Source organism: Paraburkholderia sp. Tr-20389 (genome assembly GCF_017104565.1).
In the GTDB taxonomy this organism is placed as follows: domain Bacteria; phylum Pseudomonadota; class Gammaproteobacteria; order Burkholderiales; family Burkholderiaceae; genus Paraburkholderia.
This window is the reverse complement of sequence record NZ_JAAGPD010000059.1, coordinates 17,148-42,494: the sequence shown is the minus strand read 5'-3', so window position 1 is coordinate 42,494 and position 25,347 is coordinate 17,148. Positions and strand designations below refer to the sequence as shown.

General features: G+C 65.1%; 13 protein-coding genes. All 13 read right to left on the bottom strand.

What is annotated here, in order from left to right; translation table 11 throughout:
• Positions 1-2: 2 nt before the first annotated feature.
• Complete coding sequence (fabD, locus tag G3N95_RS36065; protein ID WP_205974861.1) at positions 3-878, bottom strand: ACP S-malonyltransferase; 876 nt, start codon at positions 876-878, stop codon at positions 3-5.
• A gap of 69 nt (positions 879-947) precedes the next feature.
• Positions 948-1,388: a hypothetical protein gene (locus G3N95_RS36060; RefSeq protein WP_205974860.1), complete on the bottom strand. Its 441-nt coding sequence runs from the start codon at positions 1,386-1,388 to the stop codon at positions 948-950.
• On the bottom strand, positions 1,385-3,133 hold the full coding sequence (locus G3N95_RS36055; RefSeq protein WP_205974881.1) for a class I adenylate-forming enzyme family protein: 1,749 nt from the start codon (positions 3,131-3,133) through the stop codon (positions 1,385-1,387). Before G3N95_RS36055 ends, G3N95_RS36060 begins: the two co-directional genes overlap by 4 nt.
• A 136-nt stretch (positions 3,134-3,269) precedes the next feature.
• Positions 3,270-4,475, bottom strand: a complete 1,206-nt coding sequence (locus G3N95_RS36050; protein WP_241019151.1) for a diaminopimelate decarboxylase — start codon at positions 4,473-4,475, stop codon at positions 3,270-3,272.
• A complete protein-coding gene (locus G3N95_RS36045) occupies positions 4,469-5,380 on the bottom strand; it encodes an AEC family transporter (protein WP_205974858.1) in 912 nt (303 codons plus the stop codon). The genes G3N95_RS36050 and G3N95_RS36045 overlap by 7 nt, the downstream gene beginning before the upstream one ends.
• Positions 5,368-6,090, bottom strand: a complete 723-nt coding sequence (locus G3N95_RS36040; RefSeq protein WP_205974857.1) for a 4'-phosphopantetheinyl transferase superfamily protein — start codon at positions 6,088-6,090, stop codon at positions 5,368-5,370. The genes G3N95_RS36045 and G3N95_RS36040 overlap by 13 nt, the downstream gene beginning before the upstream one ends.
• Positions 6,087-7,310: a hypothetical protein gene (locus G3N95_RS36035; RefSeq protein WP_205974856.1), complete on the bottom strand. Its 1,224-nt coding sequence runs from the start codon at positions 7,308-7,310 to the stop codon at positions 6,087-6,089. The genes G3N95_RS36040 and G3N95_RS36035 overlap by 4 nt, the downstream gene beginning before the upstream one ends.
• Before the next feature lie 41 nt (positions 7,311-7,351).
• Entirely contained in the window at positions 7,352-8,434 is a 1,083-nt protein-coding gene (locus G3N95_RS36030) for an NAD(P)-binding domain-containing protein (RefSeq protein WP_205974855.1), read from the bottom strand.
• Between the two features lie 27 nt (positions 8,435-8,461).
• Positions 8,462-14,470, bottom strand: coding sequence for a thioester reductase domain-containing protein (locus tag G3N95_RS36025; protein ID WP_205974854.1), 6,009 nt, complete (start codon positions 14,468-14,470; stop codon positions 8,462-8,464).
• 25 nt (positions 14,471-14,495) lie between these two features.
• The gene (locus G3N95_RS36020) at positions 14,496-15,866 is read right to left on the bottom strand and encodes an aminotransferase (RefSeq protein WP_205974853.1); all 1,371 of its coding nucleotides are present in this window, start codon (positions 15,864-15,866) and stop codon (positions 14,496-14,498) included.
• Positions 15,863-16,894 carry a TauD/TfdA family dioxygenase gene (locus tag G3N95_RS36015; protein WP_205974852.1) on the bottom strand — a complete coding sequence of 344 codons (1,032 nt, stop codon included), beginning with the start codon at positions 16,892-16,894 and terminating at the stop codon, positions 15,863-15,865. The genes G3N95_RS36020 and G3N95_RS36015 overlap by 4 nt, the downstream gene beginning before the upstream one ends.
• A gap of 16 nt (positions 16,895-16,910) precedes the next feature.
• Positions 16,911-17,426 carry an SET domain-containing protein-lysine N-methyltransferase gene (locus G3N95_RS36010; protein WP_205974851.1) on the bottom strand — a complete coding sequence of 172 codons (516 nt, stop codon included), beginning with the start codon at positions 17,424-17,426 and terminating at the stop codon, positions 16,911-16,913.
• 63 nt (positions 17,427-17,489) lie between these two features.
• Complete coding sequence (locus tag G3N95_RS36005) at positions 17,490-25,313, bottom strand: type I polyketide synthase (RefSeq protein WP_205974850.1); 7,824 nt, start codon at positions 25,311-25,313, stop codon at positions 17,490-17,492.
• Positions 25,314-25,347: the final 34 nt, after the last annotated feature.

Here is a 25,347-nt window from a genome sequence, read left to right as displayed (position 1 = left end):
ACTCATCCATTGATACGTTCACACGCCTCAACCGATTCGCGTTGCAGCGCCCGATAGAGACCGCTCAGTACATTGCCGTACCCCACTTCCTCGAAGCGCGTGGCGCCCTGCCGTTGCAGATAGCGCAGCGTCTCGGCCCAACGCACGGGATGATCGATCTGCTCGCACAGGTAGTCGGCGAGCCTGCCCGCCTCGACCGGACGCGCCGTCACGTTCGAGACGACGGGCACCGCAAGCGGCTCGAAGGCGACGCGATCCAGCGCCTGGGCGAACGCCTGCTTCGTGGACGCGACGTGCGGCGAATGAAATGCACCGCTAACCGCGAGCCGCCGGAACAGCGCGCAACCCGCGGCTTCGAGCGGCACGCGTGCTGCGTCGAGCGCATCGAGCGGCCCCGCGATGACGGATTGCAGCGGCGTATTGAGGTTGGCGAAGTGCAACCCGTCGATGCCTTGATCGCGTAGCACCGCGCGAATGCGCGCCTGGGTCAGACCGACGACGGCGGCCATCCCCGTCCCTCCCCCGCAATCTTCGAACAGTTCGCCCCGGCGCTGCACGAGCCGCAAGCCGTCCGCAAATCCGAACGCACCGGCTGCATAAAGGGCGCTGTATTCGCCGAGACTATGCCCCGCACACCAGCGCGGCGCTTCGCCGTTCTCGCGCCGTTCGGCGAGATGCAGCGCGTTGCACACATAAATGGCGGGCTGCGCATAGCGCGTACGATGCAGCTTGCCGTCCGGATCGTCGAGACACAGCGCCTTGCACGAATAGCCGAGCACGTCGTCCGCTTCTTCGATCAGCAGCGGATACCGCAAAAACAAGCCCTTGCCCATACCGACTGCTTGCGTTCCCTGGCCGGGAAACATCCATACCGTCATCGATTCCCTCCTTCTGCCGGTTACATCCGGCGACATGTCCTTGAGTGAAAGCGCCACACGGAACAGCAACTAGGCGACGACAGCGGCGAAACGGAGACCGCCGGTCGCCAACGCGCCGACGATGCCGGCGAGCACGCCTGCGCCGATCCGGTGCTGCCAGCGATCCACGCGCTCATAACCCTCGGCCTCGCCTGCGTCCGCATGCGCGAGACGCCGCTTGACGAGCACCACGCAAACCGCGTTCAACACGATGGCTGACAGCCCGAAGGCGATCTTGACGGCGAGCGCCGGCGTGAACTGGCTCGTCGCCGACAGCACGAAGCCTGTGATCAGTACGCCGGCGATCAACGGCACCTCGACCCAGCAGTCCGTCAACCAGTGCAATCTCGCGACGAAGCGGCGGTTGACCCATTCGGGTCCGATTGAATGCTCGAACACCGCTTCCGTCAGAACGCAACCGAGCCAGGCTGATGCACACACGATGTGTGCGGCCAGCACGAGTGATTTCATGGGTTCGTTACCTGTCCCGTCCCGACACCGTGCGCGGCGAAATGATCGCGCAGGGTACGGCGAAGAATCTTCCGCGTCGGTCCCTTCGGCAATTCGGCGAGCGCGCAGTCGCGCCCCACGAATGCCACATGGCGGGGCTGCTTGAAGGGGGCAATGCGCGTCGACAGGTAGGTCCTCACGCCGTCCGCGTCGAGCGCCGAGTCGTCGCGCCGTCGGACGTAGACACAGATGTCCTGTCCGAGCACGTGATCGGGAACGCCGACTGCCGCGCACTCGACGACATCGGGGCAGCCATGCAGCACATTCTCGATCTCGGCGGGATAGATGTTCTCGCCGCCCTTGATGATCAGATCGTCGAGGCGCGTCGAAAAGAAGAAGTTGCCGTCGGTATCCCGATACCCGTAGTCACCCGTATGGAGCCAGCCGTCGCGAAAGCGCTCGGCACTCAGTTCGGGCAGATGGAAGTAACGCGGTGCAACGTTGGCGCCCCGGATCAGGATCTGGCCGACTTCGCCATGCATGACTTGCGTGCCGTATTCGTCGACGATCGACACCTGGTTGCCCGGCAGCGCCGCACCGATCGATCCCGCGACACGACGCGCCGCGGGAAAACCGTTCATCGTCGCGAAGGACGTCGTTTCGGTGAGGCCATAGCCCTCGAATACGGCCACGCGATAGACCGTTTCGAACTGCTCGCGCATCTCGGGCAGCAGCACCTGGCCGCCGCAGACGATGCCTTTGAGCGTCGTATCGGAACGCGGCATCCGGTGCTCCAGGAAGGCTGTGAGGAAGGCAGGCATCACGCTCGTCCACTCGACCCGGTAGCGTGCAATCAGCTTCCAGAACGACATCAACGCAGATCGCGGCTCGACGATCACCGTGCTCCCGCCCACCCACAGCGGAGACAGCAACGTGATGACCTGTCCGTTGTTATGGAACATCGGCAACACACAAAGCGTGCGCGTCTGCGGTTCGAACTGGAACCAGTCGACCAGCGCCTTCGAATCGCACAGGAAGTTTCGATGCGTCAGCTCGACGCCCTTCGGCAGCCCTGTCGTGCCCGACGTATAGAGAATCGCGGCGACGTCGTCCGGTCGAATCTCGGTACATGCGTCGCGCGTTCGCGCATTGTCGATATTCAGCGCGTCTAGGCCGAAGCCCGAATGCGCGTCGGCGAGTTCGAGCCCGACATCCAGTCCGCACTCTCGAACCTGCCCGCGCAGATCGGCGAGCGCGGGGTCGAACAACGTCAACCGGCTGCCGCTATTGCCGACGATATACGCAACCTCTTGCGCGCGAAGCGCGGGATTGATGGGCACGACGACGACACCGAGCAGATGCGCGGCGAAGTAGTAGATCAAAAACGCAGGACTGTTCGACAAGACGAGCGCCAGCCGGTCGCCGCGCTCGAGACCGGCGCTCTCGAGCCGGTCCGCTGCCGCGCTCGCGAGCCGATGGCAGGTCGCGTAGTCGTATTCCAGTTCTTCCTTGGGAAAAATCAGGAAGGGCCGCGATGTCGATTCCGTCGCGCGCGCCGTAAAGAGCGAGCCGATGTTGCCGTAGCTGGATGTCCACGGGCACTCGCTATCCGGCGCGGGCGTTCGCGACTCGACCCACGCATGTAGCCGCTCGAACGTATCGAGACGATAGGCTTCGTCCAGCTCGACGTCGATGCCGAACTCATGCGCTATTTCGCCGAGCAGTTGAATATGAACCAGCGACGTCCACGCAGGCAGGCTCATCATGCTGGAGGAGCGATCGAACTGCCCGCCGGGCACGATTCGTCGGCCGATGGTCAACAGTCGGCCGGTCAGGGTGTCGGATGTCACGTATGTCATGCAATACCTCTTGATACTTGATGGATCGATACAGGCAGCCGCTTCAGCACAACAGCATTTCGCGGAAGCGCCCCCGCATACAGTGATTCGAACTCATCGACGCTGCGTATCCGCCGGCGTTGAGCAAAGCGACGTAATCGCCCGTTGTCAGCGGCGGCAACATCACATCGGATGCCCACAGGTCGAGCGCCTCATTGATGTTGCCGGCCAGCGTCACCCGTGAAGGCTCGCCGTCGCGCAGCACGCATGGCGCCGCTTCGCACGGCAGGTCGTAGAAAGCCGGTTCGACCGCCAGGTTGAAGCCGCCGCTCAATCCTGCAAACACGACGTCGCGCTTCTTCTCGATGTAGTTGACCTGCAGCACCAGCAGACCTGCGTCCTTGACGACGAAGTCGCCCGGTTCGACGGCAATCGTGACGCCGAGCCGCCTCGTCCGCAGTGCGATGACGGCAGCCCACGCGTCCAGATCGAGCGGCTTGTCGGCGGCCCGGTGAGGCACGCCCAACCCGCCGCCCAGGTTGATTTCGCGGATGCCGGGCAACGCGTCCGCAAAATCGCAGACAGCGTCGAGCACTGCTTCGAAGGCGCGCAATTGCGCATCCAGATAGCCGCAACCCGCGTGACAATGCAGCCGCGTCACGGCCAGCCCGGATTCGCGTGCCAGCGCAATCGCTTCGTCGAACTGCTCGCGATAGATGCCGAATTTGGTCGTGCGGCCCGCGTAGAGAAGACGCTCGTTGTTGCCATAGCCGATACCGAGCCCCGGGTTGATACGCAAACCGATTTCGCGCCGGGTGCCGTAAGCGCCCATCATCCGGACGGCCGCCAGCGTGTCGCAGTTGACAAGCACCTCGGGCAAGGCGGCCAGCAGCGCGGCCTCGTCCGGCGCCATGCCGTGCGATGTGTATGAAATCTGCGACGGCGCAAAGCCGCATGCGAGCGCTTCGCGCAGTTCTTCCGGCGAGCACGCGTCCACACCGTATCGGCCATCCGCGCGTAACGCGCAAAGCAGCGGCGCGAAGCGGTTGGCCTTCATCGCGTAAAAGAGACGATGACGTACCGCATGCCGGTTCAACGCGCGTTCGATGCTGCGCAGTTTTTCGATGGGACGCTGCGCGTCGTACATGAACAGCGGCTCGGCGAAGGTCGCCGCCGTCTGCGCGACGTCGCGCCCGCAAAATGCAAGACGCCCGTCGCGATAGCCGAGATGATCGCGCGCCCACCAGTGCGATTCGACCTGAGTCACCATATAGCCATTCCTTTGAGAGATCGACTCCATAAGAAGGTCGTCGCGAGCGACAACGGAATGCCGAGCCCGATCAGCCGGGTCGCAAGCGACGGGTCCAGTTTCCGTTCGGCGGCGAGAAGTCCGGCGACGATCATCGGCGGCATGCCCGCCTGCATCACCGAAATCGCGACGGACAGGTCGCGCGTCTGCGTGAACAGCAGCCAGCATCCGAGGACGACGCCCGGCACGAACACGAGCTTGAGCCCCGCGCCGAATGCGAACAGGCCGAGCCTGCCGCTGCTGCGCTGAAGGACCAGCATCGCGCCCGTCGAAACGAGCCCGAGCGGCGTCAGCATCGCCGCCAGTGCGCCGAGCGCAGCGTCGAGCCAGCCGGGAAATGTCCACGGCCGCAGCGCCACGCCCACCGCCAATGCCTGCAACGGGCGGTAAGACACCATTCGCCGCAGCATGTCCGCAGGGCTCGTGCGCGTACCGGAGCACAGCGCGGCGGCCAGCGTCGCGACCGTACACAACACGACGAAGTTGCCCTGATCCGCGACGAGCGCGAGCCCCGTTGCACGCGGCCCGAGGTACGCGCGGATCAGCGGCAGCCCGACGATCGACGTGTTGCCCACGCCAACCGTCAGGATCAGGCAACCGGCTGTGGCGCGCGACAACCGCGCTATGCGCGCCGCGATCAGCACGGCCAGCGTGCCCGCCGCGAACGCCACGAACGGCATCGTGAGCGCGGGCACGATGCGGGCATCGAACGGCAGCCGGTGCATCTGCTGCAGCACGAGAGCCGACAAGCAAGCGCCGATCGTGAGTCGATTCAGTCCCGCACAGCGGGTCGGGCCCAACCAGCCTTTGCTTGCCAGCCATGCGCCGCACACCATCCATCCAACGATCAGCATCAGTCCCTGCATGTGATGCCTCGCTGTATGAAATCGGCGGGCGCGACGCTTCGCGGCGTGGTGCGTCGTGAACCGGCGTGGAGAGACTGCGAACACAACGCGGCAGTCCAGCCCGTCGGCATCACGACTCGCTGTATCCAGTACGGCGCGTCTGTGTGTGCCGGATCGAACACGCGAATGGGCGTCGCACAGTCCATCTCCGCCAGCGAGAACGCGGTCATCGGCTTGCGCAGTCCCTCGCCGAGCGCCTTGCAATAGGCCTCCTTCGCCACCCACAGCGCGAAGAACCGCGCAACGCGCGCTTGCCCGGTCAGCTGCGTGAATGCGTTGCGCTCGGTCTCGTGACAGACGTGATCGAGCAGCGCATCGACGTTCACACGCGCGTCGATATGCTCCAGATCGACACCGACGGGCCCGCGCGACACGGCAATCAACGCACGCGCATCCGAATGCGAAACGTTGAACTGGAGGGGATCGTCCGCGAGACGAGGCTTCCCTGCGAATCCCGTGACGATCCGCAGCGAATGCGGGTCGACGTGCAGATAGCGTGCGAGCACCATGCGCGCCGCGATCCTTGCCCGCAGATGCCACGCGCGACGCTGCGGGTCGTGCATGCGTCGATAACGCTGCGTCTCCGCCGGCGCGAGCGTGTCGTCGAACGCGTCCCAACCTGCGTCTGCGAGTTCGGCCATCCAGACGTCGCCCATCGGGCAAGCCGTCATGCCCGCCCTCCGAAGAATCCCGGCGGCAGCGCGATTGGAATCTGCTCCAGCGCTTCGCGGCCAGGCGCGGATGCGAGGATCGCGTCGGCCAGCGCGGCCGGCTCGAACCGCAGTTCGTTTGCCGACTCCCGAACCGCGCCGTCGGGGCAAGCGGCCTCCAGATCGTGCAGCCACTGCGCCACCTGACTGCCATCCTGTGAGACGCACCGCAGCCTCAGCGCACTCGCACCCGCGTTTCTCACGGCACGCGCCAGCGCGAGCAGCACCACGTGCTCGACCTGTTTGCCGAGCACGACGCAGCTCACGACGAACTCTTCCACGAGCGGCGCCGCGCCTCTGCGCATCACGACGAAGCCGGAAGGACCGTAACTGCCAAAGCGGTCGCTTACCTCGATTGCGAGCACGCCGATGTCGGCATCCGTCATCAACGCACCGAAGTCGGCTTCGGTCAGCTTGTTTGCGCTTGCGTGGAAGGTCGCGGCCGTGTGCGCGAGCCGCGCGGCGAATCCGCTGTCTTCCGTCGTCATCGGCCTGCAGACGACACGCAGTCTGAGCCTGCCGAGAAAGCGGGCGAACGCGGCTGTATCCGGCGCGGCGGCTGGGGCCGCACAAGGTGCCGGAGCCTGCGCCGGAGCCGCGCTTGCCGCGGTGGCCACCTGCCCGTCCGGTGCACAGCACAGCTCGGCGGTGATATGGCGCGCCAGCGCCTGCAGACATTGCGTCGTGAACGGTACCTGGCCGAGCTTGTCCGCGATGGGATCGAAGATCCGCACTGTGCCCGCCTTTCCGGCGAACGCCTGCCAGTCGATCGAGCGGACGCTCGCCGGCACGGCAAGCGCGTCACATGCTCGCCTGTATGACAGCGCAGCCGGGTTGTCCGGTGCGTGAGGCGCCGGCACGACCAGCAGGCAGCAGCGCGCGCCGGTGCGAACCTGAAGACGCGCGAGCGCATCGACGTACACCTGCATGTTCTCTGTCAGTTGACTGACGGCATCGGGCTGATCCAGCTGATTCGCGCCGATCAGATCGGACGGCCGCAGCATGACGAGCAGGCTTGCCGCACCCGCTAGCCGTCCGTTCATCAGGAACGGCAGCAGGTCGCGCGCCGCGACGAATCCCGTCGAACGCGCAGTCCTCGTGAGATCCCCGGTTTCAGCGAGCGGCGCTGCAAGCGCACTTGCCGTAAAAGTCGCACCGACGACGAGATCGAATGCGTGCATGTCGTATGGCGCGAGGTCGCTGCCTCGATTACATTGCCCGGTCATGTTGGAAACGGAAGAGAAAACGGGAAGACGGATTGCGCATGCCGTTCGCGATAAAGCTGCGACTCGTCGGTCTGCTGCTGGTCGGCGGGAAAGCGGAACAGGCTTCTGACTTCACGCTGCGTCTCGCTCATCGGACGGCAACGCAGCGCCGCGCGGGCCGGCTCCAGCGACGGATAACCCGCCTGCGCTTCATCGCTCAGATGCGCCGCGAAGCGGCCGTCGCGGATGCTGCCGAGAATGTCGTCGGCCTGCGCGCGCAGTCGGGCGACGGGCAGCGACCTGTTCCGGTACAGGTGATAACCCACCTGGCAGGTGGGCGACCCTTGTGTCTCGACCACTTCATCGAGTCCCCACGCCGCGCCGTCGACCAGCATCTTTCCCATCTCGCCGGAGGCATACAGTTCGAGCAGCGCAGCACGCCGGTCGAAGCCATGTGAAACCAGTGCATCGAAGGCCGTTTCGATCAGATCGACGAGCATCGGCGCGAGGAACTGCTCCTGAAACAGGTCGAGCTGCATCTCTTCGCGATAGCCGAGCGGCATGACGCCTGCTCTCGTGAAGCCGACCGCGCGCGCGACGGCAAGGACGCGCTGCGCGGCAAGGCCGGAGTGATCCGCGATGATGTCGAGGTAAGCGGGCGCGCCCTGCCCGGCCAGATAGCTGCGGCGAATCGGCTCGCCGTACATGCGCGGCGCGAGCATCGCCAGATCGAGGTCCGGCAGGTCACGAACATGCCCGTGCGCAGCCGAGAAGCCATGCGCGACGACCAGCGTCGATCCCGGCCGATAGTGCGGCCGGATGTCGTTGTCGAACACCTCGCGATGGGCTTCGTCGGGTATCAACAGCAACACCACATCGGCACGCGTCACGGCCTGTGCGATGTCGTAGACCGCGTGACCGTCCGCGACGGCCTGCTGCCGATAGTCGTCGTCGATATTGCCGACGATCACCGCGACATCGCTGTCGCGCAGATTGGCCGCGAATGCCCGTCCCTGTATGCCATAGCCGATGACGGCCACGCACGCATCCGCAAGACAGGCAAGCGAAGCTGAATCGTCATGGTAGATTTTCACGCTCATCAAAATTCCCGGTTAGTGCGGACGGCTTCATGCCGTAACCGCTTCGTTGTTCTCGGCGGGTTGCATGCGCACCGTTCCCGACGAACGCAGTTCGTCATCCAGCGCGAGCATGCCGCCCAGATACACTCGCATCAGCGCGTCATCGAACGGGATCATGTCGATGCCCGCTGTCGACAGCTCCGCTTGCGTGCGGCTGCAGTCGTAGACCAGCGTCGTGTGCGCACGCGCTTCAGCGAGCCGCCGCAGCGCGTCGTCGTCCTTGTCGAGCACGCCGTACACGAGCGGCATGACGGGCAGCACGACGCCGCGCTCATACAGCGCCCTCACCTTCGCAAGCCACTGCGCGTACGACACGATCTCCAGTGCCGGCTCGGCGACACGGTTATAGCGTTCGAAAACGGCTTCCATCGGCGTCACGTCCATCGACGAAAGATGGAACACGCCGCCGCCTTCGCGATGTCGTTCGCCCAGCCACACCATGGCGCGCGCCACGTAGTCGACGGGCGTCATGACGAGGTCATAGCGATAGCCGCTGAACGCGGCGCCCATCAGCGCGCAGCTTTTCAGCAGCCGGTGGAACGACTGCAAGCCGTCGTAGCGTCCCTGATGCGAATCGGCAGTGACGAGCCCGAGCCGGAACACGTTGCAGGGAACGCCGCGTTCGTTCGCCTTATGCACGAGCTGTTCGCCGACCCACTTGCTGGCCGTGTAGCCGTTCGCCGCGGGATGCTGCTCGGCGGCGATCGGCGAACGTTCGTCGAACGTCGTGACGCCCGTTCGCCCGTGCGCACTGAACACGCCGAGCGTCGACACATAGTTGAAGGTCTTCGCGCAGCCGTCGACGGCGAGGCGCAGCAGTTCGACGACGCCGTCCACATTCGCGGCGCGTGCGCGCTCGAACGGTTCCAGATGGTTCATGCTCGTCGCGTTGTGATAGATCGCCGATGTGTGCGTGCCAAGCAGCGCATAGTCGCTGTCGCTCAATCCGGCTCGCGGCAGACCGAGATCGCCGAGAATGGGCACGACGCGCGCGTCATCGCCTTCGAGCCAGAGATGCCAGCCCTGCATCGCTTCGCGGATACGCGAGCCCAGTTGCGAGGTGTCCGTTCCCCGCCCGATGCAATAGATCGTCGCCGACGTGCGGTCGAGCAGTTCGCGCAGCAGGAAGCGGCCGACGAACCCTGTTGCGCCTGTCAGCACGATGCCGTTGGGAGCCGGATGCGATTGCGCGGCAGGCTGGAGGCGCGGTGCAATGTCGGCAGGCAGCATGGCCTCGCGTTCGAGGTCCACGCAGACGATGTCTCCCGTCTCGGCCTCGATGCGCTCGGCAAGACGCCGGACGGTCGGCGCCATGAAGATGTCGGCGACGGTGGCGGTCTTTCCGCACACCGTGTTGATACGCTGCAGCAGCTGGATGGCCGACAGCGAATGGCCGCCGCGGTCGAAGAAGTTATCGTCGATGCCCACGCGCTCGCATTTGAGGACGCCCGCGAAGGCATCCGCCAGTCCCGCTTCGAGCGCATTGCGCGGCGCGGCATAGCGCGCCTCGCCGTTCGGTGTCGAGGTTGACCGGCTTGCCTCGATGTCTGCATGAATCGCCTCGGCCGTGCGCGCCCACAGCGTTGCATGCTGCTGTTCGCGGTGCTCGTGCCGCGCGATCCAGCGACTGATGAAGGTCGCGACGGCCGACAGATACTGCGCCGTGAACGGAACGTGACCGGCGTCGTCCGCGAGCGGATCGAAAACATCCGCGACAGGCCACGCCCGCGCCACGTCGCGCCAGCCGGACACCTCGACATTCGCATGGCCGTCGAGCCGCGTAGCGAGCCGCGCCTGCATCTGCGTCACACGCTCCTCGTCTTCGGTGACGAGTCGATCCGGCAACACCAGCACCATGACGGGTCCTGCGATGCGCGGCAGCGCGTCGGCAAGCGCGTCAGCGAGTTCTTCGAAGCATTCCGATGCGACCTGCCAGGCATCCGCGCCGTCGTCGAACCGTAACCAGTCTTCGGCGCGCAGCAGGATGACACGGTAACCGCCGTCCGCCTGGAAGAACACGCTCGACGGATCGTAGAGGGTCTGAAACAGCTGGTTGTAGCCGGCCCAGGACATGTCGAGCGCGATGTCCGTCCGCGTGCTCCAGTACTGCAGTCCAGGTTCAAGCAGACGGTCGGTGAAGGTCGACGCGACACAGAGCGTGCGCTGCCGGGCAACCGCTCGCGAACCATAGTCGAGGCGGGCATCGAGCGCGAGCTCGCCGGGCATCCGTGCGGGCTGGTCAAGCAACTGGCCGAGCAGTCCCGCGAACGATGCGCACAACGCCTGCGCTGTCGCTTCATCGAAAAGATCCGCGCTGTACTGCAAGACGCCTTGTATATCGCGGTGACGCACGTGCAGGCGCATCGAGAGGTCATAGTCGGTGTAGCCGGTGTCGACCTCGAATGGCTCGATCTCGTCCGCCATGGCGCCCAACGGAATGACGTTCAGCATCGTCTGGAACAGCGGGTTGCAGCCAGCGATGCGCGGCGGATTCAGCGCCTCGACCAGTTGCATGTACGGCACGTAAAGATGGTCGAATGCGTCGTACAAGGTGCGGCGCACCTGTCCAACCAGATGCTCGAACGTCGCATCCGGTTCGACCCGGTTCCGCAGCAGCAGCGCGTACGCAAGCGGGCCGACGGTGGTGCGCAACGACGGCTCGGCGCGATTGCTGTACGGACAACCGACCACGATGTCGGCGCGGCCCGACAGCCGATACAGCCACACGTTGAACGCGGCGAGCAAGACCGCGAACACCGACGACTCGTGCTGCGCCGCGAAGCGCTCGAGTTGTACCGCCGTCGCGCGCGGCAGCGAAAATCGCACGCTCGACCCGCGCCAGGAAGGACGCGCCGCACGCGGCCTGTCGAACGGCAGCGGTAGCGGCCCAGGCACGTCTGCCAGCGTCTTTTCCCAATAGATCAGCTCCCGCGCGACGATGGCGGGCAGATGCTGGGACTCCCACCACGCGTAGTCGAGATACGAAGCCGCCTTCGCAGAAGGGACCTCGCGGCCGAGTCCGGCGAGCGCAAGCTCGTTGACGAGCAGCGCAACCGTGCTGAAGTCGGCGACGATGTGATGCATGCACAGCATCACGACATGGTCTTCGTCGCCGAGCGATACCACGGTGAGCCGCGCGAGCGGCGGCTCCCGCAAATCGAACGGCTGGCGCGCGGCAGCCGCGACCAGTGTGCGCAGCGCCTCGTCCTGTTCGCGTGGCAGCAGCTCCGTCAGATCGATATAAGCGTGCAGCAGCGCGACGTTCGCGTGAAGCCGCGCCGATGCCTTCCCGTTCGACACCTCATAGCCGCAACGCAAGATTTCATGCTCTTCATGCATTCGCGCAAACGCCGAGTACACACGCTCGCACGAGAATGGGCCGCACACGCGCACGGCACCCGGCAGGTTGAACGACGGATTGGCCGGGCTGAGCTGGTCCAGGAAGACGAACTGGATCTGCGCCTGCGCGAGCGGCAACGCGCCGTCGGGACGCAACGGAAACGGTTGATCGAGAGGCGCGTCGAGGTCGGCCGCACCCACGCTTGCGCCAGGCTGTCCCTCGCCCGCAGTCTCGGCCACGAGCTGCGCGAGCCGCTCGACGTTGCCGCATTCGAGCATCCTGCTCAGCGGCAGATCGACGTTGAAGCGGCGCACGATCAACACGCGGATCTGCGCAGTCAGAATCGAGTCGGCACCCATCTCGACGAACGGCATCCGTCGTTCGATGTGCGTGCACCCAAGCACCTGGCGGAAGATCGCCTCGACGATCGCAGCGGTATCGCCCGCTTCGGCGACGACGGCGTTGCTCGTCGCAGCGGCGTGGGCGACGGGTGACAGAGCGTCGTCGCACCAGTAACGCAAGCGTGCGAACGGATACGTGGGCAGCGAAACGAAGCGCAGCCCGTCGCGGCGAGGCCAGTTCACCGGCTCGCCGAACGTCCAGCGCCGTGCATCGTCGTGTGCGGCGCCGCGCGCACGCGGCAGCTCGGGCAACGCGTCGCCGCCGAGATACAGAGCCGGCGTGCTGCGGCCTTCCAGCCATGCGTCAAGGCCCAAGCGCAGTTCGCCGACGTCCGCACACACGAGCGCAAGCCTGCATCGCATCGCCTCGCGCCCGAACTGCTGCGTGTACAGCAGATCGTCGAAGAAGGCGGCGTCATCGCACGATGCATCGCGCAGCGCGTGCACAAACGCGCGCGCATACGCGTGCAAGCGTTCGCGGTCGCGCGCGCTCAGCACGAACACCGACGGTTCGCGCGCGCCGGGATCGCGTTCGCGTACGGCAACGGGCTGCTCGTCCGACTGCACGACGACGTGCGCATTGACGCCGCCGAATCCAAACGAACTCACGCCTGCGCGCAACGGAAACGTCTCGCCGTCCTTGCCGCGAAGCGGCTCCCATGCCGTCAAACGGTCGACGATATGGAATGGACTGCCCTCTAGCGACACGTAGGGGTTCACTTTCGTGCAGTGCAGCCCTGCCGGCAGTTGCCGATGACGCATTGCGAGCAACACCTTGACGAGCCCCGCGAGCCCAGCGGCCGCCTCCAGGTGACCAATGTTTGTCTTGACCGAGCCGATGCCGCAGCGAGGCGCGCTCCCGCCTGGTACGCCATGCTCTGCATCGAGTGTGGCAAACGCCTGCTTCAATGCGTCGACTTCGATGGGATCGCCCAGCGCGGTGCCCGTGCCGTGTGCCTCGATATACCCGGCGCTGGCGGGATCGACGCCCGCGCGGCGCCATGCCGTCTCGATCAGTTCGCGTTGCGCACGCACGGTCGGCGCGGTCAACGATGCGGCCCGCCCGCCGTGGTTGACGGCCGACGCGAGCAGAACGCCGTGCACCCGGCGCCCTTCGCGGCGCGCCCGCTCCAGCGGCATGACGACGATCGCGATAGCGCCCTCGCCCCGAACGTAGCCGTTCGCCGACGCATCGAAGGTCTTGCAGCGACCATCGGGGCTCAGCATCCCAGCGCGCGTCAATGCCACGTGCAGGCTCGGTGTCAGCATCGCATTGACCCCACCGACGATCGCCATCGAACATTCGTTGTTGCGGATCGCCTGGGCGGCGCGATGCAGCGCGACCAGCGAACTCGAGCAAGCCGTATCGACCGGCTCGCTCGGTCCGCGCAGATCCAGCAGGAACGACAGGCGGTTTGCGAGCACAGCATGCGACGCGCCCGTTGCCGCATGGGCGTCGAGCGACGTCAGACGCTCGCGGTAATCCATGGTGCCTGCACCGACGAACACTGCCGAGTCGGTGCCCGCTAGCGATGACGGTACGATGGCGGCATCTTCGAGTGCTCGCCACGCAACCTGCAGGAAAAGCCGCTGCTGCGGGTCCATCTGTTGTGCTTCGCGCGGCGAGATATGGAAGAACGGCGCGTCGAAGCACTCGACCTCCGGCATGAAGCCGCCCCAACGACAGCCCTCGCCTGCGTCCGCAAAGCTGCGCCAGTCCCATCGGCCGGAAGGCACTTCGCCGATGAGATCGTCGCCATTCACAAGGTGCGCCCAGAATTCGTCGAGGTCGGCGGAACCGGGCAACACGCCCGCCATCCCGACGATCGCGATCGCATCGCAGGCTTCGCGTGATGGGTTTCCTGTGCGCGCGTCTGCGCTCGCGGTTCCCGCCATCGACGTGGGCGGCAAGGGGCTCGCGCAATCCTCCATGGCGTCTGCCGTCTGCACGCCGTGCCGTTGCACGACGGCCGCGCGATGCGTGGTCAGCAGCCACCTGGCGATGCCGCGCGCAGTGTGCACGTCATAGAAAACCGTCGGCGAGAGTTCGATCCGATACGCGTCGCCGAGACACGCGGCGAGTTGGAGACAGCAGACGGAATCGAAACCGAGATCCAGCAGTTCGGCATCGGGATCGGGCGCCGACGCCAGATCGCCGACCTCCTGCATCGCTGCCGTCACCTCGCGCTCGACCTCTGCCAGCAATGCGTCATCCCGCTGCACACGCGTCACCGCCACGCTTTCATATACGCTCATAGAACATGCTCCTGATGCTTCATCATCATGCGAATGCCCTGGATGATTCGGTTTCCAGCGCCGCACGCAGGATCTCGCAGATGGCATCGATGTCGGCCCGCGACACGATCAGCGGGGGCGACAGGATGCAAAGATTCTCGTAAGGCCTGACCAGCAGACCCTTTGCCTGACAGAAGGCATCGATGCGCCCCGCGATGCGAATTGCTTCGTCGAGATCGCCGCTGCCGTCCGGCGTCCTGCATTCGATGCAGGCCATCAGGTGATCGCCACGGATGTCGCGCACCACCGGGAAATCGCGCAACTCCGCTAGTCGAGCCTGGAAATACGGCCCCACCTCGCGCACATGCGCGCAAACGCCCTCGCGCTCCATCAGGTCGAGATTGGCGAGCGCCACCGCACACGCAACAGGATGTCCCGAGTAGGTGAAGCCGTGCGTGAACACGCCGTGCCCATAGGCGCGCGGCCCGCTGATTTCGGCCAACAGACGCTCCGAGATCAGCACGGCGCCCAACGGCTGATAACCCGACGTCAGGCCTTTCGCGCTGACGATCATGTCCGGCACGATGCCGAAGCGCGCCTCCGACGCGAAGTAATGTCCGAGCCGCCCGATGCCTGTCACCACCTCGTCCGAGATGTAGAGCACGTCGTGCCGTCTGCATACCTCGAGCATGCGCTGGTGATAGCCGTCCGGCGGCACGATCACGCCGCCGGACGCGAGGATCGGCTCCGCGATGAAGCAGGCAATGTTCTCTGCACCGACGCGGGCAATCAGCCGCTCGAACGCGTCGACCAGCCGATCGCAGAAGCGCTCGACGGACATACCCGGCGGTCGGGCCAACACATTGGGCGATTGCAACAGATGAACGAACGTGTCTTCGTAGTGAAAACAGGTCCGGTCCCACTGTTTGCCCGAAACGGATGCTGCGAGATAGGTGCTGCCGTGATAGGCGTCGACGCGAGAGACGATGTGCTTCTTTGCAGGCCGCCCCGTCGCGCCGAAATAGTAGTGCGCGAAACGCAATGCGGACTCGACGGCCGTCGATCCGCACGTCGTGAAATGCACGCGCTTCAGGTCGCCTGGCGCGAGCGCCGCGAGCCGCGCCGCAAGCTCGGCGGCAGGTTCGTTCGCCATCGCGCCGAACGGCGTGTAGTACGGCAGCCGCAGTGCCTGCTTCTGCATCGCGTCGGCCAGTTCATGACGGCCGTAGCCGACCGTCATGCACCACATGCCGCCGATCGCATCCAGATACGTGTTGCCCTGCGAGTCCTTGACGCGCACGCCTTCGGCTTCGACCAGCATCATCGGCGCTTCCGCGCCGAGCGCGGCGACATTGGCCCACGGATGCAGCACGTGCGCGCAGTCGGCGCTCAGCCAATCACGGTTCGCGAACGTCATGCCGTGATGCTCACGAGATGCTGACGCGGCCCTTCGAATGCAATGCGACCATGCTGGATCACCTGGTTGTCGAGCGCCAGTACGTCGCCTTTGCGCATCTTCACGGCGCGCGCGGGTTTCCAGAGCGCCGCGCGCAGCCTCACGATCAGCGCGTCCGGAATCGGCGATCCGTCGCCATAGCGCGTCGTTGCGGGATACTCGTCGTCGGCGAGGTCGGACGGGAAATGAGGATGGTCACGCCAATACGAACAGTGCAGCTCCGTCACCTGGTTGAACCACAGCGCTTCGCCCGTATCCGGATGGGCAACGAACGCGGGCATCGCGTAGCTGTAGCTGAGCCTGCCGTCGCCACGCCAGGTGAAGTCATACCCTTTGTCGCGCATGATCATTTCGACGTCTTCGCGTCGCTCGACACCGAACGTTTCCATCCAGCCGATCTGCTGCGCGTCGTTGGCCTGGGGCAAGCTGCGGTAATAGCGAATGCCCTTCTGACGAAACGTGTCCAGCACATCCGTTGGAATATGCGCGACACTCAGGCGGATGTCGTTGATGGGCACCTCGCCGCCTGCGGTTCCTTCCGCCGCGCAGCAGAAGAACACCTTGCGCGGATACCCCGGCAGATAGGCCATCTCGTTGTGCGGTGCCATCGAGATGCGCGGATCCTCCTGGCTTGCCATCAATGCATAACCCGCGTCGTGGCGACGGACGGCAATGCCGCCGGAATAATTCGACGGCGCATAACCCAATGCGCGCATGAAGGCATCGAAGTCCTTCCGGTCGTTCAGCGGAAGCGCACGGAACAGGATCGCGCCGCGGTCGTAAAGCGCTTCGTCGATTGCTGCCCGGCATCGATGTGCCGCTTCGTCCAGCGTCCAGTTGTGGGTAGCGGCGCGCAACGCCAGCACCATGTCGTTCGCCATCGGGATGGACTCGGGCACCTCCACGCTCGTGGACCCTGCCAGATATTGGCGTCCACGGACCGGGACGCGCGCGCTGTCGTGCTCATACGCAATGTCGAAGTCTTTCATAGCAATGCCTCGCCTATCAATGTGCTTCGCAAATGGTGGCCGTGTCGCCAATGACCGCCGTGAGTGTGCCGTCCGGTCGATGCGGTGATTCCTTCGATCCCGCGATCCAGCCACGACAATTCGGCGCACCGCATTGGCATGCGAACTGACGCGACAGAACGGTCTCCGTCGACGCGTAGTCCATCGTCAGGAGTTCGCCCGGCTCGATGTGCTTGAGCGCCCACAACTCCATGTCGACCATGTTCAGGAACACGTTGGGATCGCACGAATGCAGCAGAAGCCCCGTGAAATGCGGGTCGTACAGATGCACGTTCTCGTTGATCTGCAACGTATGAAGGCGGCGCGACGCGACGATCTGGCCGGAGACTTTGCACAGGCGCTCGCCGCGCTCGAACGGCGTCCGCGTACGGATGCCCGCGCCACGCCCGTCGTGTGTGTGGATCACTTCGAACTTCGTGCCGTCTGGATATTCGTCACGATCACTTAGCTCTACGAATGGATAGAGACACGTTTCCGATCGCTTGTCAGTCATTCGTGGTTCCTCAGATGTTAGTGCTGTGTCATGTGCACACGGTGCAGCGAACTCGCTTCGACGCTAGTTGACGACGGCGGGAGCGAGATGCGCGGCAAGGTTGCGGGAAAGTTCACCCAACGTCAGGTTCGGCGCTGCAAAGACCGATAGCGGCACCTGCTGGTCGAAGCGGCGATTGAAGCCGCTGCGCAACTGGGCGACGTCGAGCGAGTCGAGGCCGGCGTCCGCCAGCGTCGCCATGTCGTCCCAGCGATGCACGTACTCGCCCAGAAAAGTCCGCACAGGGTCATCGGACGCGGTGGCTGATGGCGCCTGCAGGGAGCGGGCTGGCTCGGCGAGCGCCGGGTTCGCGCGGTCGTTCGCCGGGCCGGCAACGGGTGCCTGCGTCGATGCAGGCCGCCCACGCCATTGCGACACGAGCGGCAAGTTGCGCCACGCAGAGCTGGGCCAATCGACGTCGCATATCACCAGGCGGCGCGGCGCATCGCCCGCGATGACGCGCGACAGAACGGCGCCCAGCGCGGACAGGGCCTCGCGCGCCGCGAGCGGCGTCTCGCCTTGCTCGCGTGCGGACGCCGCGACCTTATCGCCGGCTGCCATGCCGTCGCCTTGCCAGCTTCCCCACGCAATGCTGAAGACGGGCACGGCGGCCTGCTCATCGTCCGGCCACTGCGCAAGATGATCCAGCCACGCATTCGCGGCCGCATAGTTCGCCTGTCCCTGCGTGCCGAGCAAGGCGCTCGTCGATGAGTAAGCGACCGCCCACGCGCAGCCGCGAGATGCCAGCGCGGGCAAGAGGCTGGCGAGCGCCAGCTTGGGCGCGAGTACATGTTCGAGCCGCGCCTCGTCCAGGTTGCGGAACGCACAGTCGTCGAGCGCACCCGCCAGATGAAACGCGCCCGCGACGACGTTCGCTTCATCGATCTTGTGTAGTGCTGCGTCGACGGACACGGGGTCGGCCAGCGCGCATTCGGCCTGTCGCACGCCCGCCCGGACCTTCGCAGACAGCGAGCGGACCAGCACGACGATGCGTGCGGGCGCGATGCACTGCGCGTCGATCAACCAGTCGATCAACGCCCGGCCGAGTGCGCCCGTGCCGCCCGTTATCACGAACACGCCGCTCAGCGACGACAGCACGCCCGCAGGCATCGGTGTTTGCGCTTGAGGCAGCAGGCGCAACGCCATCAGCGACGTGCCGTTCCAGTAGAAATCCGCCTCATCTGACGGCGCGTGTGCGGCTGCCTGAATGGGCGCAAGCCAGTCGTCCGTCGCACGATGCGTGCGATCCCGCCGATCGGCGAAGAACACGCACTGCACGTGTAGATCGTCCCCTTCATGCGCCGCCACACGGGCGAGTCCTGCAAGCGGACCGCTCGCCGTGCATGCCGGCAACAGGAGAATGAGACGACCGCGAGCATCGGCTTGAACGAGCCCCTGCAACAACGCGACCATGCCCTGATAGCGCGTTCGCGTGCGATCCACCCCATCGACCTTCCGGTACACCACGGTGACAACGGCGTCGGCCGATTGCAGCACCTGCAGCAGGGTTGAAAGGGCCCGTATCTCTTCGCCCGCGACAAGCTCCACCCGATGAATCGACGCAAGTGCCGTATCGCGCCTGGCCGGCAGCGGTTGCCAGTGTGCCGCGTTCAATATCGACGAGCCCGTCGGCGCCGCGCGCCATCCGAGCCACGTCTGAAGGCGGGCGAAAATCGTCTCATCGTCACGAACGATGAAATCGTGGCCGCCTTCATAAAAGTGCGCGGTGGCGTGAGCGCCCGTCGTCAACCTCGACCATGCGTTCAGTTCGTCCGGCGAGCATGCGGGATCGTACAGGGCTCCTTGCAGCATCAGATCACAACGCAGCAGCGGCCAGCTTTCATGTTCCGCGAAGCGCGCGAGCACACGTTCGACGCCACGCACATCGCTTGCGAGATCGGCTTCGAGCATCGGACGATAAAGCGTCTGCCAGACGGCATTGGCTTTCAGTTCGTCGGGCACGATCAGGAAGCGCCCGGCATCGACGTCACGCCGGACCGAACGTTCATCGACGGGTGCGGCGTGCCCCACCACGGCGAGCGCCATGCACTGCCCCCGCTGGTCCAGGTCTGCCAGATGCGATATCAACAGTTCCGCTGCAAGTGCGGCGCCGTAACTCACGCCGCACAACGCAAAAGGTCTGTCCGCCGCATCGGCGCGGATGGCGGCCGCCAGTGCCTGAAGCACCAGCGCATCGTCGGTGTCATCGCGCGGCAATGGCTCTTCCGCGCGCGCATTGCGTCCCGGCAATTCGACGGCCACGACATCGAGCCACGGCTCGGCACGTTGCGCCCACGGCTGGAAATGCCGCGAGCTGCCGCCCGCGAAAGCGAGGCAATAGAGAGTGAGCGCCGGCCTCGCCGTGCGTCCGTAGCGCACGAGCCACGCCGGCGCGACTGCAGGCGCGTCATCGATGCCGGCAGGCGTTACATCGCGCCGCGCCGCTGTCGGGACGTAGATCGACGCGTCGGGATTCACCCAATAGCTCTGCCGATCAAACGCATAGCCGGGCAACGTCATCCGCCCGAGCGGCACACCCGGGGACGCGAGTTCGCCGCGATGATATGCATGCCAGTCGAGCGATACACCGGCGCACCATAGCCGGCCGACGAGATCGGCCCATGCCGCTTCGTCCTCGATGCCATTGTGCGCACCGGGCAATGCGGATAGCACCTGCGCGTCCGGCGCGCGGCGCCCTAGCAGCTTCGTCAGTACGGTGCCGGGACCAATCTCGACGAGGACATCGGGTCGCCACTGCAGCAACGTGTCGACATCGGCAGCCCATTGCACCGTCGACAGCAGATGCCGGGACCAGTAGTCAGGCGACGTCATGTCGTCGGCGGCCCATAGCCCGCTCACGTTGCTCGTCATCGGCACGACCGGCCGACGCGCGACGATGCCACGAGCCGCTTCCTCGATGCGAGCCGCGACGGGAGCCATCAGCGCGCTGTGGAACGGGTGCGATACCGGGACGTCTACGCAACGGCAACCTAGCTGCTCGAGTTCCTCGCGCGCCTGCTCAAGGGCAAGCCGCAGCCCGGCAATCACGATGCGCCCGGGCGCATTGTGTACTGCGAGCCAAACATCGTCGCGCCGCGCAACATACTCACGTATGACGGACTCGTCGCCTGCTACGGCAAGCATCCCGCCTGCTGCTGCCGATCCGCTGCCGTCCCGCAGGTCGAGTGCTTCACATGCCGTTGCCCGCGCTGCGACGAGTGCCGCGGCGTCGTGCAGAGTCAGTACGCCCGCCGTCACGCAAGCAGCGTATTCACCGATGCTGTGACCCGCAACGGCCGCGGGACGCGCGCCGATCTCGACCACGCTCGTTGCGAGTGCATATTCGACTGCAAAGAGCCCGCATTGCGTCAGCACGGGCCGCCTCATGGCTTCGTCGTCGGCGCAAAGTATGGGCAGGCACGGATCGAAACCCAGATGCGGTGCCAATGCGGCGCATGCTGCATCGAAGTGCGCGCGGAACCGCCCGCCATCGGCTCGTCCTTCATACAATTGCCGGGCCATTCCGGCATGCTGTGAACCCTGCCCGGAGAAGCAGAAGACGACCATCGGCTCGTGCCCGTCGTCCGTTCGACGCACGTGTTGGCGGGCCGCCTGCAAAAGACCGCTTCGATCACGCTGCTCTGCGTGGACCGACACGGCGACGCGGAACGGATGCGCGTCCCGAGCAGTGTGCAGCGTGTATGCGGCGTTTGCCATGTCTGCAGCGGACGCACATTTCAGCGCCTCACCCAGCCGGTCGATCTGCATCGACAGCGCACGTTCGCTGCGCGCGCTGACGCACAACACCTGATGCGAGCGCACGAAGCCGTGTAGCGCTTCGCCCACGCCGGAAGCATCGCGTGCCGGTGCTTCTTCGAGGATCACGTGTGCATTCGTACCGCCGATGCCGAAGCTCGACACACCCGCTCGACGCGGCACCTGCTCGTGCGTCACATCCCAGTTCGAAAGCGCGCGGTTAATGTGAAACGGCGTGTCGTCATGTTCGACGAACTCGACGAGCTTCGCGTTAGGCTCGCGAAAATGAACGGTGGGCACCAGCCGGCGATGACGCAGACAGAGCACCGTCTTGATGAAACCGGTGATGCCGGCCGCGCAGTTCGCGTGACCGATGTTCCCCTTCACACTGCCTAGCGCGCACGAGCCGGGCTTCATCGAGTCATGCTCGCGCGTCAGCGCGAAGGCGTCTGTCAGCCCTTTCAGCTCGACGGCATCGCCGATATGGGTTGCGGTTGCATGCGCCTCGACATACGACACCTGCTCTGCATGCACGCCCGCCATCCGCATCGCGTCGACAATGCAACGCGTCTGCGCGGCTGCGCTGGGCGCCGCATAGGCCGCCTTCATGCGGCCGTCGTTCGACATGCCGTAGCCGGACAACACGGCCCAGACATCGTCGCCGTCTGCGATCGCATCGTCGAGGCGCTTCAGGACCACGGCGCCGACGCCGTCTCCGAAGAGCGTGCCCGACGCCTGCTGGTCGAACGGCCGTACCGTGCCGTCGGCGCTGCCGACGAGTCCGTCTTCGTAGCAGTATCCGAAGTTCGGAAAGTTGAGCGCCGACGCGCCCGCGACGGCCATGTCGCACTGACCGCTCATCAGCGCCTGCGCGGCCTGCGCGACCGCGATCAGGCCGCTGCTGCATGCGGAGGTCACCGTGACGGCCGGGCCGCCAAGATCCAGACGGTACGCGACACGCGTCGCAACATAGTCCTTTTCGTTGCCGATCTCCGTCAGGAACTGCTTCCCGGGATCCAGCGGCTCGACGAGGCCACCGCCCTTCAGGTGATGCACGAGATAGCCGTCGATGCCGCACGCCGCATACACGGCAGTCCGTTCGCGCCACGGGTTGTCGCGCCGCGCGTAGCCGGCCTGCTCGAGTGCGTGCCACGCGACTTCCATGAAGAGACGGTGCTGAGGGTCCATCAGCGTCGCTTCGTGACGGCCGATGCCGAAAAATGCGGCGTCGAATTGGTCCGCGTCGTCCAGCACCTGCCCCGCCCTGACCCACGAAGGATGATCGAGCACGGTGTCGCGCACGCCTTTCGCCTTCAGTTCGTCGCGAGTGAACACGCGCAATGCATCCGTACCCGATTGCAGCAATTCCCAGAACGCTTCCAGCGAGGGCGCGCCCGGAAAACGGCCGGCCATGCCGATCACCGCCAGCTTCGGTGTGTCCGAGCGCGGTGCCGAACGGGCGGGCATTGCGAGTGTCTTCTCGCCGCGGCAAAAGCGGGACATCGCCTGCAGCGTGCTGTGCTGATACACATCGACGATCGACATCGTCACGCCGAGCCGCTGCGCAAGCAGCCCCACCAGCCGGGCCGCTTCCAGCGAGTTGCCGCCCGATTCGAAGAAGTTGTCGGCGGAATGAATGGTGTCGACACCGAGCACTTCGCGCCAGACATTCGCGATCCGCTGTTCGAATGCTGAGAGCGAAGCGGGTTCGACTGACGCCGCGCTTGCATCGTCGCGCGGAGGCGGCAGCGCGCGCCGATCCAGCTTGCGCGATTCGCCCTCGCGCATCGGCAACTCGGCGAGCCCGATGAAATACGCCGGGACCGCATACTCCGGCAAGCGTCGACGCGTTTCACGCCGCACGCGCGCAAGCAGGGCCGCGGATGGCTTGCCTTCACGGCCGACGACATACGCAACCAGTTCACGCGGCTGACCGCCCTGCGGATCGTCCACGGGCAACACGACGGAACGCGCGACGCCTTCCATGTCGTCGATGGCGCGCTCCACGCCGTGCAGCCCGACCTTGAATCCGCGAATTTTTACTGTGCTGTCGATGCGCCCGAGTACGACCCACTGCCCGTCGGCTCGCAAACGCGCAAGGTCCCCCGTGCGATACAGCCGCTGCACACCGCCCGTGGCATGCGCGAGCGCCTGCGGAACCTCGACGAAACGTTCGGCCGTGCGCGTGTCGTCGTGCAGATAACCCGGCGCAAGACCCGGGCCGCCCACGTACAACTCGCCCGCCGCGCCTCGCGGAACGGCGCGCCCTTGTGGGTCGAGCGCAAGCGCTGCCACTCCCGGCAACAGATGCCCTACGGGCGCATGACCCGCACCGCCCGCGTAGGGCAGCAGGTCCGCATAGCTCACGTCGAGCGCTTCCCACGAGCTATACGCATTGATCAGCCGCACGTGCGGCGGAAGCGTCCTGGACGCCTTCGCGACGAGACTGCCCGGCACCACCTCGCCCATCAGGAAGCAATGGCGCAACGTGGTCCACTGTGACGCTCGCGCTCTTTCGGGCACGGGATGATCCAGCAGGTTCTCCAGCAACGATGGCGTAACGACGAGACGCGTGATGCGCGCCTGCTGGATGAACGACAGCAAACGCGGTGGATCGAAGATGACGGCGTCCGGGATGACGACGGCCGTTCGTCCGCACAGCAGCGCACGCAGGCACTCCCACGCGAAGAACACGTTGAGACCTTCGCGCGCGTCGTCATCCGTGTACGGATAGCGGTCGAAACGCGCAAGAAAGCAGAACGTGCAGCCTCGATGTGTCGTAAGCACTGCCTTCGGTTTTCCCGTCGAGCCGCTCGTCATCGATACGAGCGCAATGTCGTCGCCGCTGACCGCGACCGGCTGGAAAGCAGTCACGGTTCGCGCGACGGACATACCGGCCATCCATCCCGCGTCGAGCGTGATGCGCGGCGTGTCCTGTACCGCGGCAACCACGCGCTCTTCCAGTGCGGGCACCGTGACGATGAGCGTGACGTCGCACGCAGCAACGAACTCCGCGAGCTGAACCGATGGCCAGCTGTTTTCCAGCAGACAGGCGCGTGCCCCTGTATATAGCGTGGCGAGCAGCGCGATGACATGTTCGGCGCAATGCGGCATCAGGATCCCGACGACACTGTCCCGCTTCACGCCGCGTTCGCTAAAAGTCGCCGCCAGCACGGCACTTGCGTCAGCCAACTGACGGTACGTCCAGTGACGCTCGCCGTCTTCGAGGGCATGCTGGTCCGGGTTCTGCGCGACCTGTTCGGCGAACCGTTGCATCACATGACGCGATTCGTCGTCCATGCGCATGAAAGGAACGGGGGTTGCCGCCACGCACGACGGACCCGCTGCGTCCAACGCCTCACGCATATGGCGTGCAATGCTGTCGAGAACCTCAGCCTGCGAGTCGAACAGATAGAAATGGCCACCGTCGAACGTATCGACAATCAAGTCGCGCCGAGTGCCGAAGAACGGGCGCCATTGCGCCAGTTCGGACCGGCTCACCGTTCCGTCTGAGCGGCCGCCGTACACCACGCCTCGAACGTCCAAAGGCGTTTCGTCCTGACGCTCGAAGCGATAGGTTTCATCCAGTCGCAAATCGGCTCGCAATGGCGGCAGAACCATCGACATGAGTTCGTCGTTGGCAAGCAGCGCCTGCGGAATCAACCCCCACGACGCCGCGACTTCGCGGAACGCTTCGTCGCCGAGCGTGTGCGTGAAGGTGTTGGGCGATCCCGTTCGGCTCGGTTGGTCGGGCGAACGGTGTGCGGACAGGAAAAGGCAAACGGGCAATTCGAGCTTCCGCCTGCGCAACTCGAGACACGCCTCGAATGCAAGCAATGCACCGAAACTATGACCGAATAAACCGAACGGGAGGTCACCTGTGTGTGATGCGATCGCATCGACCATCTTTGCGGCGATTTCCGCAACGCTTTGCGGATTTTCGTCCCGCTCGACTTCCAGCGAGACGACTTCGACATCACCATCCGCCATATCGCTCCAGCGATGGTAGGCCGATGCTGCACCGCCTGCGTATGGAAATGTGAAGAGACGAAATGATGCAGCCGGTTGCGATCGATGCAGTACTACAACCATCTTTTTGCCTCAGCTTGTACTGTCCAGTTCATTT

Bases quoted from the DNA above. Each gene is read 5' to 3' on its own strand.
- G3N95_RS36055 (WP_205974881.1), bottom strand. From the start codon at position 3,133: ATGATGAGCCTGCCTGCGTGGACGTCGCTGGTTCATATTCAACTGCTC.
- G3N95_RS36045 (WP_205974858.1), bottom strand. From the start codon at position 5,380: ATGCAGGGACTGATGCTGATCGTTGGATGGATGGTGTGCGGCGCATGG.
- G3N95_RS36010 (WP_205974851.1), bottom strand. From the start codon at position 17,426: ATGACTGACAAGCGATCGGAAACGTGTCTCTATCCATTCGTAGAGCTA.
- G3N95_RS36050 (WP_241019151.1), bottom strand. From the start codon at position 4,475: ATGGTGACTCAGGTCGAATCGCACTGGTGGGCGCGCGATCATCTCGGC.
- G3N95_RS36060 (WP_205974860.1), bottom strand. From the start codon at position 1,388: ATGAAATCACTCGTGCTGGCCGCACACATCGTGTGTGCATCAGCCTGG.
- G3N95_RS36015 (WP_205974852.1), bottom strand. From the start codon at position 16,894: ATGAAAGACTTCGACATTGCGTATGAGCACGACAGCGCGCGCGTCCCG.
- fabD (WP_205974861.1), bottom strand. From the start codon at position 878: ATGACGGTATGGATGTTTCCCGGCCAGGGAACGCAAGCAGTCGGTATG.
- G3N95_RS36025 (WP_205974854.1), bottom strand. From the start codon at position 14,470: ATGAGCGTATATGAAAGCGTGGCGGTGACGCGTGTGCAGCGGGATGAC.
- G3N95_RS36005 (WP_205974850.1), bottom strand. From the start codon at position 25,313: ATGGTTGTAGTACTGCATCGATCGCAACCGGCTGCATCATTTCGTCTC.
- G3N95_RS36020 (WP_205974853.1), bottom strand. From the start codon at position 15,866: ATGACGTTCGCGAACCGTGATTGGCTGAGCGCCGACTGCGCGCACGTG.
- G3N95_RS36035 (WP_205974856.1), bottom strand. From the start codon at position 7,310: ATGCACGCATTCGATCTCGTCGTCGGTGCGACTTTTACGGCAAGTGCG.
- G3N95_RS36030 (WP_205974855.1), bottom strand. From the start codon at position 8,434: ATGAGCGTGAAAATCTACCATGACGATTCAGCTTCGCTTGCCTGTCTT.
- G3N95_RS36040 (WP_205974857.1), bottom strand. From the start codon at position 6,090: ATGACGGCTTGCCCGATGGGCGACGTCTGGATGGCCGAACTCGCAGAC.